Below are 13808 nucleotides of genomic sequence, written 5' to 3' on the forward strand. Positions count from 1 at the left end.
ACCTTCACTCAGAATGACCGTTACATTTTCATACACGACCAAACCAATGCTCTGGCATGAAATACACCTTTTTGCTTTCCGTTTTTCTCGTAAACCAGTTCGTGAGTAAGGCGCAATCGAATCAGTCTTCCCGGTTGGAAACGGTCGTTGAGTTTGGTAAACACCAGCCCATCGGCCTGGGTGTTTCTCAACCAACGCCCGGCAGCCCGACTCGTCTTTTTGTAACGTTCCCCAAAAACCCGGAAAATTACGATTATGGTCTGGCCGAAATCAGTCTCCAGACCACAGCTAATGACCAGCGACGCCCTTATCCAAACGCGGAATGGAATAAATGGGATTCGTTAAATCCGCAAAACCGATTCATTAATGTGCAAGCGTTATTCGTCGATAACACCAATGCACTGTGGGTACTCGACCCCGCTAGCCCCGCCGGTAAGCGCGCCCTCCCCGAAGGCATTAAGCTGCTTAAGATCAATCTATCAACCAATCAGGTTGAGAAAATTTACCGCTTCGAGGACTTGCCCCGTGAGCGCACCGGGCTGAACGATGTTCAGATTGATACCCGTCGGCAAATGGCGTATTTATCCGATCCTGGCCGGGCAGCTATCGTGGTGCTTGATCTAAAAACGGGGAAAAGTCGAACGGTTCTCGAAAACGATAAGTCAACCCGGGCAGACCCGGCTTTTGTCTTGACCATAGAAGGAAAAGAGGTGCGTGATCTGAACGGGAATCCGTTTCGAAGCAACGTGAACGGCATCGCCCTCACGCACGATTTCAATTTCCTGTATTTTCGGCCAATCACCCAAACGAAGCTTTTCCGCATCGCGACAAACTACCTGGTTGACCCGGCTTTAACACCCGCTCAATGCGCATCTCACGTGGAGGTGATGGGCGAAACGGGGGTTTCACACGGCATGATTGCCGATAAAGCAGGCAACGTTTATTTAACGGACTCACCCCACAAAGCCATCCGGTACTTTACGCCAGACAAAGAGCTAAAAACCTTAGTACAGGATGATCGCCTGCTCTGGCCCGATAGCTTTGGCATCAGCGCCGATGGATATCTGTATGTGACGGCCGCTCAAATCCAACGCACGAAACGGTATAATAACGGGGACGATAAGGTCGCCTATCCATTTCGGCTGTATCGGGTAAAATTACCAAAGTAAGCCAGTGGGAACCTACATCATGACTTGTATAGATGAGTTGTAAAAAGCCCCCGGACCCGTTTTTCTATTGGCTTAAGTTTTGCCGACAAGAAAACGGGTCCGGGGATTTTAATCCTGCATTTAAGGCCAAGAAAGTCAGATCAAGCCCATAAAGACAATAGTTTACCCTATTTACTAACCCGAACGGCATCTTCAAATACACCTTTCCAGGTTAAGGCAGCCAGAATTCCGCCCACCATGGGCGCTACCATAAATAACCACAATTGTTGTAATGCTTTGCCACCAGCGAAGATAGCAGGGCCAAAACTACGGGCCGGATTAACCGATGTCCCCGTTATTGGAATAGCCACCAGGTGAATGAGTACCAGCGTCAGGCCAATGGCCAGACCAGCCATTGTACCGTTTCCCCATTTAGACGTTGTGTGGAAAATAACGAGTAAGAAAAGGAACGTCATGACGGTTTCCGTTATGAAAGCGGATATCATGTTGTAGTTGCCCAGATAGCCTTGTCCCCAGCCATTGGCCCCTAATGCCCAGTCGCCCATGACAAAAGCAGGAGCCCCACTTTGGACGAGATACAATACAGCGGAAGCCAGCGTAGCACCCAAGAACTGGGCAATGATATAGCCAACGGCATCATCCGCTTTTATCTTGCCAGCGACCAGCATGGAAACAGTTATTGCCGGATTGATATGACAACCTGAAATAGGACCAATGGAATAAGCCATCACAACAACGGATAGGCCAAACGCGAAGGAAATTCCTGCCAGACCAATGCCTGCCGGTCCTGTCGACGAAATACCAGAAACAACAGCGGCTCCGCAGCCCAGGAATACGAGAGAAAAGGTGCCGATTAGTTCAGCCAAATACTTTTTCATGTAGTTACAAGTAGCAAGTCAAGTTCGATCTTAACTTAAGTTCTTGGACGAAAGAAGTACTTTAGGTAACACATTACGCATAAATACATAGTAAGGAAAGACACGCGCCAGAAAAAATTTCGTCTTGAACGGGAGGTATTAAACTAGACGGATGCCTGGAAATTCGCTTATTTCATACGAGTTAGGTTGTACTTTTGTACGACTCTTTCTTGGTATTATGCTCAATCGTTTACTACTGACCGTTTTCCTTTTTTACGTTTTTTCCCAGGCACCTCTTTTTGCCCAAACGCCCGCGTCTTCCCTTGAGGATACGCTCCAGCTCAATGAAGTTGTGGTGCGCGGATACGCGACCAACCGGCGATTGCTGGAAACGCCCGCATCGGTGGGGCTCCTTACCCGCCGGGATTTGAATCAACGCTTTGGTACACCTACGTTGGTGCCCGCCCTGAATACGTTGCCGGGGGTCCGGGCGGATGAGCGCTCGCCGGGTAGCTATCGGCTGGCCATTCGGGGCAGCGCGATTCGCTCCCCGTTTGGCGTGCGAAACATCAAAACCTACTGGAATGAACTTCCTCTGACTGATGCCGGTGGCAATACCCCACTCAATGCCTTGGACGTGCGGGCATTGGGGCGCATTGAAGTCATAAAAGGCCCATCGGGCAGCTTGTATGGGGCCGGCACCGGCGGTACGATTCTGTTTAGCGGACTAGGCGTTCCGGCCAACAAGAGTAGTGTCGAAGTATCGGCCCTGGGCGGTAGTTATGGCCTGTATGGCAATGGTATTTCAGTACAGACCGGCAAAAATAACTCAGCCATATCCCTCACCTATAATCATTTACAATCTGATGGCTATCGGGATCAGAGTGCTGTTGTGCGGGATAATCTGAGTTTGATCGGTTCATTTGCCGTCAGTCCCAAACGGACAATTTCAGTGCTGGCTCTGTATTCGGATCTCCACTATCAAACCCCCGGTGGCCTCAACGAAGCCCAGTTCCGGGCCAACCCACGAGCCTCCCGTCCGGCCACGGCCACCTTACCCGGCAGCGCCGATCAGCAAGCAGGCATCTACCAGAAAGTGGGCTACCTGGGCTTTTCGCATGAATACCGCTGGAACGACCGGATTCAGAATACAACCGTTATTTATGGTTCTACGACCGACTTCGCGAATCCATTCATCACCAATTATGAGAAACGGGCCGATCAGGGCCTCGGTGGCCGGACGGTTACCCAGATTCGACTAGCCAGTAGTTCCATTCCGACGGTGGTTACGGTGGGCGCTGAATACCTGCGGAACTTTACGGTAGACCGCAACTTTGGGAACAGACGCGGCATCGCGGACACCATTCAGACCGACGAGGAGCTCACAGCCCGACAGTCAACGGTCTTTCTGCAAACGGAAAGTGAGTTACCTGCGCACTTTCGACTAACGGCGGGCCTGAGTCGCAATGATGTTCGGTATGGCTTCACCCGGTTTCCAACCCGAGCGGTGGGTGCCTTGCCAGCCACGCTGCTTGCCCGGGATTTCTCCCCCGTCTGGCTGCCCCGGGTAGCCTTGCTTCGAACCTTCGGCCAGAATGTTTCTGCCTTTGTGAGCATCAGTACGGGCTATTCGGCTCCTTCCAGCCAGGAGGTTCGCCCATCGGCGGGGGGCTTCAACACAACGCTCAACCCCGAACGGGGCACGAGTTATGAAGTAGGTTTGCGGGGGTCGGCCTTCAGCAGTCGGCTTCGATTTGATGTGGCGGTTTATCAATTTCAACTGCGCGAAACCATTGTTCGCCGGTCTGATGCTGCAGGGGCCGAATTCTTTGTCAATGCGGGTCGTACCGACCAGCGTGGCCTGGAAGCGCAGTTGAGTTATGATTTCCTGTCACCCGCTTCTTTTTCTTCTCCATCGGGTCTGTTTCGGTTGCTTCGTCTGTGGAATAGCCTGACGCTTACCAACTATCGCTTCCGGGATTATCAGCAGGGCAGCGCCGACCTCTCGAACAACAAAGTGCCGGGCGTTGCGCCAACCACCAATGTAACGGGCATTGACGCGGAGACCAAAGCTGGCTTTTACGGGCATGTGACCTATCAGTTTCTGAACCAATTTCCCCTGAACGATGCCAACACCGTCCAGTCTGACCCGACACAATTGCTACAGGCTACGCTGGGTTTTCGGCATGCACTGGGCAAAAGCTGGGTACTTGATGTGTACGCCAGTGGCGACAATCTGCTGAATAGAACCTACTCGTTAGGCTACGACCTGAACGCCGTGGGCAATCGCTACTACAACGCAGCACCAGCCCGAAACGGCATTGGGGGCGTTCGACTCAGCGTAAAATGGTAATTCCATTTTGAATGATGAATTATAACTCATCATTTATAACTCATCATTCAAACCTTGCTCACCGTCTCCAGTCTCACCAAAGCCTACAACGGTCATACGGTCCTGACCGTACCCGAACTTCATTTGCCGCCTGGCATCCATTATTTTCGTGGTGGAAACGGATCCGGGAAAACGACCTTTTTCCGGACCGTAGCGGGTCTTTTACCCTTTTCCGGGAAAATTTTACTGAAAGATCAGTTCGAGATCAACCGCGATCCGGTAGCTTATCGATTGCGGGTGAACTATGCCGAAGCGGATCCGCTCTTTCCTTCTTTTCTGACGGCACGGGATCTGGTTGGTTTCGTTGGGAAATCCAAAAAAGCACCCGCCGGACAGATCGACCGGCTGGCGAAAACGCTGGGGGTCGATGCTTTCTGGACGCAGCCAACGGGTCAGTTTTCGAGCGGTATGCTCAAGAAATTATCGCTGTTGCTGGCGTTTCTGGGAACACCTTGCCTGGTGCTCCTCGACGAACCCCTGACGACGCTGGATGTTGCCACAGCCGAAAAACTGTTTGCCTACATCCGGCAACTTCGCTCCGAACAGAACGTTTCGTTTCTACTCACCTCCCACCAGGACATTAGTCTCACAGGACTATCTTTAACGGGCACCTGGCAAGTTGGCAACGGGATCATTTCACAGGCAATTTAATCCACAATGCTGGCCGTTCTAAACAAGATTTTTGTTCGTATGTTCTACCTCAGAAACGCAGGCACGTTTTTGGTGTTGATTCTACTGGCCTTCGGTTTTTTGAGCGCTGTCGAGCACAAGGCCCTCATTATGGCCGCGCTTGGCTCGCCGTTTTTTCTGGCGATTATCTTCGGCGTCTGGGGCTTATATCTTCTAAAAACCGTTGCCTTTGTCAGGCAGACATTAACGGATCCGGAACACCTTTTTCTGCAAACCTTCTGGCTCCTTCCTGCCTTAACGCGCTGGTTCCTGTGGCTTGTTGTCCAAACGGCGTTGCTGGCGCCAGTTCTTGGGTATGCCAGTTGGATGCTCCAGCTGGCTATTCAGTATAAGCAATGGGATTCGTTTGCGGCTATTTTACTGGTCAACGTAGCCCTGATCGGAACGGGGGCCGCCATGGCCGATTATCGACTGCGCCACCCAAACCCAAATGCCCTCCACTTACCATATTTGACGATAAAGCTGCCTTATGAGCTTTTTTTCCCAACGTACTGGCTCCGACACGAGCCACTCTCGTTGCTGCTGACGAAAGCGTTTTCCGGGCTATTGCTCGCTGGCATTTGCCGCCTGTACCCGACCGATGATTACGACCAGCGGCTACTGCTTATCGGTCTTTTACTGGCCGTATTGGGGCACTCGCAGGTGGGTGGCCAGGTGAGCGCGTTTGAGCGGCAGTATCTGCTTTTCCTCCAGAACCTTCCACTAGCCTGGTGGCAGCGTTTCGTTCGGTATACACTCATGTATGGGTTACTTTGGCTACCCGAATTACTGATTCTAGCCCGAAATTACCCCGCTGCTGTTCCGTTCGATTATATTATCTGGCTCTGGCTAACGGGCTGGGGTGGCCTTCTTCTTCTGCACAGTCTGGCGTATGGGTATGCCGTTCTGCCCGAACGCTGGTTGTCGGGTGTGTTGGCCAGCTTCATCGTCGGTTTACTAGCCATCATGTTTGGTTTATCCGTCGTAATCTGGCTGGTAATGACGTGGTTAGGTGCACTCGGCTACTGGTATTGGGCGTTTGGTCGGCGGATGATTCTGTAGATTTATCGGGCGGTTATCCAATCCAGTAACCGACTGGAATTTGCGCCGGTTTCTCCCGTGCTCGGGCTTTTGCCTTCCCCCATTAGTTCGTTGACAATGAGGCCAATGAGTGGTTGCTGGACATGTTCCGGAAACGAAACTGTGTAAGTCTCGGAGCCCGTTTCCGTCTTTACGGTAATGACGAAATTCTCAAAAAAAGAAAACGTAATCGTCCCTTTTGCCCCAATGAGTTGGGTCTGTTCAAGACGCTGTTCCTTATTGACCGTAAAACACCAGCTGCCCATTCCCAATACACCTGACTCGAATTCAAAATTGGCGACAACAATATCATCGGCCGCATATAGTCCAGCCTGATTCCGGGCGATGCCACTAGCGGTTTTGATCGGGCCAAGGGCAAATTCGAGAAAATCGAATTGGTGCGAAGCCAGGTCGTGGAAATGGCCACCGCCCGATATTTCGGGAGATACACGCCAGCCGAGTTGAGGCTGTTCGCTCAGCTCACCGTCTTTCGGCTGCCAGTTCAACTGCACATGAACATACCGAATATCGCCGATAACCTTCTGGTCGATCAGTTCCTTAACCTTCAGGAAATAAGGAAGTGCCCGTCGGTAAAAAGCAACAAAAAGGGGTACGCCCGTTTCGCGACTTACCTGATTCATCGCTTCGCACTCAGCCGAATTCAGCGCCATAGGCTTCTCGACATACACGGGCTTTCCGGCCCGCATCGCCCGAATGGCATAATCAGCGTGACTATCCGGGGGAGTAGCCACGTAAATTGCATTCACTTCAGGGTCATGGATGAGCGCTTCCGCATCGTCGTACCAGGTTGACACGTGGTGTCGTCTGGCATAATCGGCGGCCTTGTCGCCATCTCTCCGCATGACGGCCACCAGCGATGAATTTGGCACTTTATTGAAGGCCTGCCCACTTTTCAATTCGGTTACGTCGCCACAACCGATGATACCCCATTTTACCTGATCCATACTTGCTGATTCCTCCTGAAGATGTACACAACCTTTAAAGTAGTTTCGGGCCAAATACTATTCACCTTCTTGCAAACTCACCCAGATTGCTGACCTGTTTGGTGGATTAATTTACAGTCTGGCCGTTCTGCCACAATCATCCGGACTTTCACGTACTGATCTTTATTCATGTATGCCTAGGCAAGTTCGGCATATATTGGTGTGGATAGTGTTTTCAAAACGCTGGCTCTACTGGGGCCAGCGTTTTTTGTCTCGGTTGTTTGTGTTGTCAGCCGGGTCGCCGACCGTCCGCGGATGCGGTGCGATTCTTAAAAACCTCGTTCAGCTGACCGGCTATCCGATAGGTTTTGACCGGGCTGGCGATCCAGAAACCTATCGTGTCAGTTTCTTAAAACTGACACCACGAATAAGGATCACTTGAAAATCACTCTCATAAGCATGGAAGACATGGGTGTAAACTCAAGAAAGCCTCAGCTTTTTTTCTGTTTCCCGGCCACAACCTGCTTTTCGGCAATGGCGGTGATCGCCGTCACGAGTCGGTCGAGGTCTTTGGGTGTATGATACACATGGGGCGTTACCCGAACGCCGTGAATGTTTTCCCAGTCGATGGGTGAGGTGTGAATTTTATACTTGCCCAGCAACTGGCTCTCTACCTCCCCGGATTTCATCCCGTCAATGGAGAACAGGGCGACGGCTCCGGCATATTCGGGTTTCAGCGATGTATGGATTTTCACCCCCGGCAACTCCCGAACCCGCTCCATCCAGTAATTTTTGAGGTAATGCGCACGGGCAAATTTTCGAGCCGTGCCGATGCTGTTGTGAAAGTCAATGGCAGTGCCGATAGCCATCTCCGAAGCAAAGGAACGCGTTCCAAGGCTCTCGAACTTGCGAATGTCGGGGCCATCGGGTTCGGTATTCGAAAGCAACGCCCAGACATTGCGGATCTTGTTCTGGCGAATGTATAACATCCCACTGCCAAAGGGCGCACAAAGCCACTTATGGAGGCTGGTGGCGTAATAATCGGCACCCAGGTCAGGAATTTTAAAGTCGAATAACGCGAAGGAGTGTGCCCCATCGGCAATCACCTCGATGCCGCGTTTGTGCGCTTCGTCGGCAATTTTCCGAACGGGAAGCACCTGCCCTACCCAGTTGACGATGTGCGTGATATGTACCACCTTGGTTCGGGGTGTAAAGGCTTTTACAAACTGCTCCACAAGGGCATCCTCGTTTTCACTGGGTAAATCCAGATTCAGGTAAACCAGTTTCACGCCATCCCGTTTCTCCCGCTGTTTCCAGGCGTTGAGCATGTTCGGATAATCCTGCTTCGTCAATACCACCTCGTCGCCCGCTTTCATCGTTAAGCCGAAAATTACCGTATTCAGGCCTTCGGTGGCATTTCGGTTGATGGCGATTTCTTCGGCCGAGCAACCGGCCAGATCGGCAAGTTTCTCGCGCAGGGTTTCGCGCCCTTGATCCAAAATCCGCCACATGTAATAGGACGGGGCTTCATTGGCGTATTGGTAGAACCGAATGTGCGCATCCTGCACCACTTTTGGTTGTGGGCATACCCCGCCGTTGTTGAGGTTCAGTAGGGTTGGCGATACCGTATACTCCGACTTCACCCAGGCCCAGAAGTCTTCTTCCTGCGCCCATTCGGCAGCAGATTTCAACCCCATATCGGCAGTTTCGAGCGGACGGGCGTGGGTGTCGGGCAGGAAGGCAGGCAAAGTAAGCGCCCCGGCCAGGGCGGCTCCGGATTGGCGAAAAAAGGTTCGGCGAGATGTTGGCATAGGTTGTATGGAGTTGAGGATGAACGAGCTAGGGTAAAACTACTGATTTTTCTACGTTTCTCCTTATCCAGGCAAAATACACCCTATTCCATAAATACCCAGTACGAATAACCGACTAATTCACGGGTTGATACATGGAGCCGACCAATCTCTTATAACAAAAAATGTCCGGCTGGGATACCGGACATTTTTTGTTATACGTCTACGTCTGCTTTTCCCCAATCCTCTTCAGGGGTTAGGGGCAATTCCCTTACGGAAACTTCGGAAATTTACTGAAGTCCGGTTTCCGTTTTTCCAGGAAGGCGTCTTTGCCTTCCTTCGCTTCTTCGGAAAGATAATAGAGCAGGGTCGCATCGCCCGCAAGTTGCTGAATACCCGCCTGTCCGTCCAGCTCCGCGTTGAAAGACGCTTTGAGCATCCGCAGGGCCAGCGGACTTTTTTCGAGCATCTTTCGGCACCACGAAATCGTCACTTCTTCCAGTTCGTCGAGGGGTACGACTTTATTTACTAAACCCATATCCAGGGCTTCCTTGGCGTCGTACTGGTCGCAGAGGAACCAGATTTCGCGGGCTTTTTTCTGACCGACAACCCGCGCCAGGTACGACGCACCAAACCCGCCATCGAACGAACCCACTTTTGGGCCCGTCTGCCCGAAACGGGCGTTTTCAGCGGCTATACTCAGGTCACAAACCACGTGCAGTACGTGGCCACCTCCGATAGCATAACCAGCCACCATCGCGACTACCGGCTTTGGTATACGTCGAATCTGCATTTGCAGATCCAGCACATTCAAACGGGGCACTTTGTCCTGGCCAACGTAGCCACCGTGCCCACGAACGGACTGGTCGCCCCCTGAGCAAAAGGCTTCTCCACCTTCGCCGGTCAGGATGATGACACCCACCCGTTCGTCCTGCCGGGCCAGTTCCATCGCTTCCGACATTTCGGTGACTGTGAGGGGCGTAAAGGCATTGCGCTTGTGCGGCCGGTTGATACTGATTTTAGCTATACCCTCGTAGTAGCTGAACAGGATTTCCTGGTATTCTTTTATCGTTTCCCAGGGATAGTTGCTTTGCATAAATAAAGAGTGAAAGTGCGAAAGAGCGAAAGAACGGTCCGCCGTAGCGGTGAATGAGCGACTTTTTCATTCATTCTTCCGCTCTTTTACTCATTAAAGGAAACTTCGTGGTACTGCACATCCCATGTATGATCGGCCATCATTCGAACCGTAGCCAGACACCGTTCGAAGGGGAACTTGCGTCCCCATTCTGTGGGGCCGATCATGGATAACAGATCGGTGCCGTTTTTGCGTTGATAGAAATAATAGGTATGTCCCACAACGGGTTCAAAACTCATCTGAGCGGAATAGATCCGTTCTGACACCTCGACCCGGTGCCGAATCGCCGTCGCCTGTTCGGCCAGCAACTGCATCTGTTTATATAACTGGCTCAGTTGCATATCCGTTTGCTCGCGCATGGCGGCCACGGCCCGACCTGTAATTTTCCCCTTGTCTTCGGGTCGAATGACCGCGCCACCGGCCGTGTGGGCATACGCCAGCAAACCCGGCGCTTCGGCAACTTTATCCGGCGAAATGGGATTGACGAATACTTTTGCTTCTTCCATAATTGTTGATTGGGTAACAGCCCTGCAAACGTATTTGTTTGCTGTCGTTGAATGACAAAAAATAACGCATATTTACACCGTCAAAAAGGCGAAACGCCACAAAAGTACGCTAAAACCGGTATGGAAACCACCCTTCACCCAATGGATCATGCGTTAATGCCACGCCACGAATTTTTTCGCCTTGTCGGCACCAGCATTGGCGCGATTCTGTTGTCGCGCTGTATGGCGGGCTGCGCTGGCATGGGAGATCCCGATCCTACGCCTGATCCCAATAAGAAAGTTGATTTTACACTTCATCTGGACGATAAATTAAATGCCAACCTCCTGGTTAAAGGTGGGTATGTGACAAGCAATGGTGTCATTGTCGCCCAAACGAAAGATGGCCAGTATGTTGCCGTATCGGCCAACTGCACCCACCAGGGCACAGAGTTGACTTACAAATCTGTTGAAAATCAATTTTACTGCCCCCTGCATTTGTCCCGCTTTGACACTACGGGTAAAGTGATCGTTGGTCCGGCAACCTTGCCCCTCACCCAGTACACGGTTGAACCAAACCTTGCTGCGGGTACGATACGGGTGCACAATTAATTGATGAATGAGCTATAAAAAAGGTCATTCATTGGCTTAGTACATCATTAACCAATGCTCGTTAATCCTGATTATCCTGACACCTGGCCGAGTCCGCAAACGCCTTATGAGGAAGAAGCGCTGGCTTTTTGTCGGGCCTGGCTGGCGAACCAACAGCAGTTTACACTCTTCACCTCCGGCTCGACCGGAACCCCGAAACCCATTCAGCTCACGCGGGCGCAGATGAAAGCTAGTGCCCATCTGACGGGTCAAACCCTTGGTTTACGGGCTGGCGATCAGGCTCTCGTCTGCCTCAATGTCCGCTACGTAGCTGGCATTATGATGCTCGTTCGGGGCCTGGAATTAGGGTTACCCATGACGATCATTGAACCGGCCAGCAATCCCCTGACCGACATCGATCCAGCGACGGCCACGTTTGCCTTTACAGCCCTGGTCCCGCTTCAGTTACAGACAATACTAGCCAATCCCGAACCTGAAAGTCGGGCTCAACAAGTGGCTATCCTTAACCGGTTGAAGGCTATTCTGGTAGGTGGAGCCGCTACAAGCCTGACTTTAGAGCAGGCATTGCAAGAAATTAACGCGCCCATTTATGCCACCTATGGCATGACCGAAACCGTTTCGCACATTGCCCTCCGGCGACTTAACGGACCCGATGCGGGCGACGTATTTACGGCCCTGATGGGTGTCGAGTTGGGCACCGATACGCGCGGGTGCCTTCATATCACGTCAGCCGCTACAAATTTTGAGCGTATTCAGACCAACGATGTAGTGGATCTGCTAGTTGATTCCAACGGCAAAAGCACTCAATTCAGGTTGCTTGGCCGGGCCGACCGGGTGATCAATAGTGGGGGCGTGAAGGTGCAGCCCGAACAAGTCGAGTTGCTGATTCAATCGGTGCTGGCTACGGATAAGACTGCCCTCGACAAGCCGACTCCCCGCCTGTTTGTGGCGGGCCTGCCCGATGAGCGATTGGGCCAACGAGTTGTGGTAATCAGCGAGCGTGATCCAATTACCGATGAACAATGGCAACGCCTACAGCATGCCATTCGGGAATCACTTGGACCGTATGCTGTACCGAAAGAACACATTACCGTTACCCAATTTGCCGAAACACCCACGGGTAAAGTGGATCAGAACGCGACGATAGCGCAAATAGGTTAACTTTGCGCACTTGTTAACCGACACGTTATGTCATTCAAAAGTCTTCAGATTCGTTACCAGACGGCCCGGTCGCTGCCTGCACCGTATTCGTATTTTTATACGCTATCCATTACAACCGTAGCCGCCAACGCCATTCAGGTCGACCTTGCCATCACCTACCCAGGCCGCGAAGATATCGACGATGACGAGTTGATCGCGGAAGGTTACACGCGTGATGACGACTATGCGTGGGCCGGGCGGCTACCCCGAGCCTGGTGGGAATCGCTGGCGGCTTTGGTGCGTAAAACCCGCTTACAGCCATTGGATGAGGATGAGCTGGATGAAGATGATGACTTCTGGAGCATTACCATCGAAACGGATGGCAGCAAAAAAAACCACGGAAAGCCCGAAAACCCCGACGACTGGCAATACCTAATGCAGGAGTTGATTCAGGCAACGTATGAAGCGATGGGACGCGAGCGACCTTTTGAGCTAACCTATCTGAATCTCAGCGACCCAAAAGAAGATATGGAACTCCGGCTGACCGCTTCTTTCGCCGAACGTACCGTCAAACTAACAACGGTTGAAAACCGCCGTGAACAAACAAAAACACTCGCCTGGCCAACCTTACAGCACGTGATGAGCCAGGTCTACAAATACGATTATGATCCGGATGATGCGCAGTTAAAACGCCCCAAGCGCGACGGTCAATGGCTAAATCTGGGTACTGAAGAATGGTATGAGATCAGTAATTACCGGGCATTGGGAAAGCTCTTTCGGGATCTCTAACGCTGGCTTTGTGGGCTTAAGCGCTCCCATACTTCTGCCGACACCATGCCGCCAACCTGACGTTTTCGCCCCTGTAGTGACAAATTCATAGCAAGCAGACATTGCTGCCAGTTCACCAGTCGACTAGCTTCAATACCAGCCGTTAGCCGAAAAAAGCGGATCATCACCCACAAAAGTGCTTGCTGCCACCAGACAGAAGGATGAACGAAATCAGTTACCAGCCACAACCCGGCGGGGTTGAGTGCATTCAGCAAGGGCGGGATAATCTGGCTTTTCAGGGTCGTTTCGGTGAATAGGTCCAGAACAAAGGGCGTGATAAGTACGTCGAACGACTCATCAGGCAATAGGGCGGTATGGTCGCCGACCCGAAAATCGACGGACCCTACTAATGATTTCCGGATCATCCGCCGACTGGCGCGGGCCACCATGGCGCTTGATGTTTCGAGGTACACAATGCGTTGGGTACGGCTACGCTTCAGAAGTTGTTCCAATAACCAGCCCGTCCCCCCACCTACCAGCAGGACCGAAGCTCCAACGGGTATTCGATCCAGAAAAACCACCTGCGCCCGCTGTAATTTATGGCCAAAAACCAGGAACGCCAGGGTGTCATAGACGGGAGCTACCCAGTTAAAATTCCCTCCGGCGTTTGGTTTAGTGGCCATGTGTAGGTCAGGTATAAGGTTGTAAACTAGCCTGTTTATGTACAGGAAAACAGAGCTGAATTAGATTGTTTTTATCTAAGGAGAGAA

13 protein-coding genes are annotated in these 13808 nt (G+C 51.8%); 7 read left to right on the plus strand and 6 right to left on the minus strand.

Features of this window, described 5'->3' with window-relative positions:
• Positions 1-56: 56 nt before the first annotated feature.
• Positions 57-1169 carry an L-dopachrome tautomerase-related protein gene (locus ACYVAM_RS26295; protein WP_461072684.1) on the plus strand — a complete coding sequence of 371 codons (1113 nt, stop codon included), beginning with the start codon at positions 57-59 and terminating at the stop codon, positions 1167-1169.
• 167 nt (positions 1170-1336) lie between these two features.
• On the opposite strand, the gene aqpZ is transcribed toward ACYVAM_RS26295, so the two are convergent.
• Positions 1337-2047 carry an aquaporin Z gene (gene aqpZ / locus ACYVAM_RS26300; RefSeq protein WP_461072686.1) on the minus strand — a complete coding sequence of 237 codons (711 nt, stop codon included), beginning with the start codon at positions 2045-2047 and terminating at the stop codon, positions 1337-1339.
• 217 nt (positions 2048-2264) lie between these two features.
• Between aqpZ and ACYVAM_RS26305 the strand changes: the two genes are divergently transcribed.
• From ACYVAM_RS26305 to ACYVAM_RS26315, 3 genes are read left to right on the plus strand one after another with little or no spacing between them, the layout of a single operon-like run.
• The gene (locus tag ACYVAM_RS26305; RefSeq protein WP_461072688.1) at positions 2265-4379 is read left to right on the plus strand and encodes a TonB-dependent receptor; all 2115 of its coding nucleotides are present in this window, start codon (positions 2265-2267) and stop codon (positions 4377-4379) included.
• A gap of 54 nt (positions 4380-4433) precedes the next feature.
• Complete coding sequence (locus ACYVAM_RS26310; RefSeq protein WP_461072690.1) at positions 4434-5069, plus strand: ABC transporter ATP-binding protein; 636 nt, start codon at positions 4434-4436, stop codon at positions 5067-5069.
• 39 nt (positions 5070-5108) lie between these two features.
• Positions 5109-6149: a hypothetical protein gene (locus ACYVAM_RS26315; RefSeq protein WP_461072692.1), complete on the plus strand. Its 1041-nt coding sequence runs from the start codon at positions 5109-5111 to the stop codon at positions 6147-6149.
• Positions 6150-6151: 2 nt separating this feature from the next.
• Here the strand turns inward: ACYVAM_RS26315 and ACYVAM_RS26320 are convergent, their stop codons facing one another.
• The 4 genes from ACYVAM_RS26320 to ACYVAM_RS26335 form a co-directional block, all read right to left on the minus strand.
• A complete protein-coding gene (locus ACYVAM_RS26320; RefSeq protein ID WP_461072694.1) occupies positions 6152-7132 on the minus strand; it encodes a Gfo/Idh/MocA family protein in 981 nt (326 codons plus the stop codon).
• 470 nt (positions 7133-7602) lie between these two features.
• Positions 7603-8922 carry an aminotransferase class V-fold PLP-dependent enzyme gene (locus tag ACYVAM_RS26325; protein ID WP_461072696.1) on the minus strand — a complete coding sequence of 440 codons (1320 nt, stop codon included), beginning with the start codon at positions 8920-8922 and terminating at the stop codon, positions 7603-7605.
• Positions 8923-9172: 250 nt separating this feature from the next.
• Positions 9173-9997 carry a 1,4-dihydroxy-2-naphthoyl-CoA synthase gene (menB, locus tag ACYVAM_RS26330; protein WP_461072698.1) on the minus strand — a complete coding sequence of 275 codons (825 nt, stop codon included), beginning with the start codon at positions 9995-9997 and terminating at the stop codon, positions 9173-9175.
• Positions 9998-10083: 86 nt separating this feature from the next.
• The gene (locus tag ACYVAM_RS26335; protein ID WP_046573875.1) at positions 10084-10542 is read right to left on the minus strand and encodes a DUF2452 domain-containing protein; all 459 of its coding nucleotides are present in this window, start codon (positions 10540-10542) and stop codon (positions 10084-10086) included.
• Positions 10543-10662: 120 nt separating this feature from the next.
• On the opposite strand from ACYVAM_RS26335, the gene ACYVAM_RS26340 reads away from it, so the two are divergent.
• From ACYVAM_RS26340 to ACYVAM_RS26350, 3 genes are read left to right on the plus strand one after another with little or no spacing between them, the layout of a single operon-like run.
• Complete coding sequence (locus ACYVAM_RS26340) at positions 10663-11130, plus strand: QcrA and Rieske domain-containing protein (RefSeq protein WP_461072700.1); 468 nt, start codon at positions 10663-10665, stop codon at positions 11128-11130.
• Between the two features lie 54 nt (positions 11131-11184).
• Positions 11185-12291, plus strand: a complete 1107-nt coding sequence (locus ACYVAM_RS26345; protein WP_461072701.1) for an AMP-binding protein — start codon at positions 11185-11187, stop codon at positions 12289-12291.
• Between the two features lie 27 nt (positions 12292-12318).
• Positions 12319-13059, plus strand: coding sequence for a hypothetical protein (locus tag ACYVAM_RS26350; RefSeq protein ID WP_461072702.1), 741 nt, complete (start codon positions 12319-12321; stop codon positions 13057-13059).
• On the opposite strand, the gene ACYVAM_RS26355 is transcribed toward ACYVAM_RS26350, so the two are convergent.
• On the minus strand, positions 13056-13721 hold the full coding sequence (locus ACYVAM_RS26355; protein WP_461072704.1) for a class I SAM-dependent methyltransferase: 666 nt from the start codon (positions 13719-13721) through the stop codon (positions 13056-13058). The two genes, ACYVAM_RS26350 and ACYVAM_RS26355, sit on opposite strands and share 4 nt — an antisense overlap.
• Positions 13722-13808 lie beyond the last annotated feature (87 nt).

The sequence above is a fragment of the Spirosoma horti genome (genome assembly GCF_054776595.1).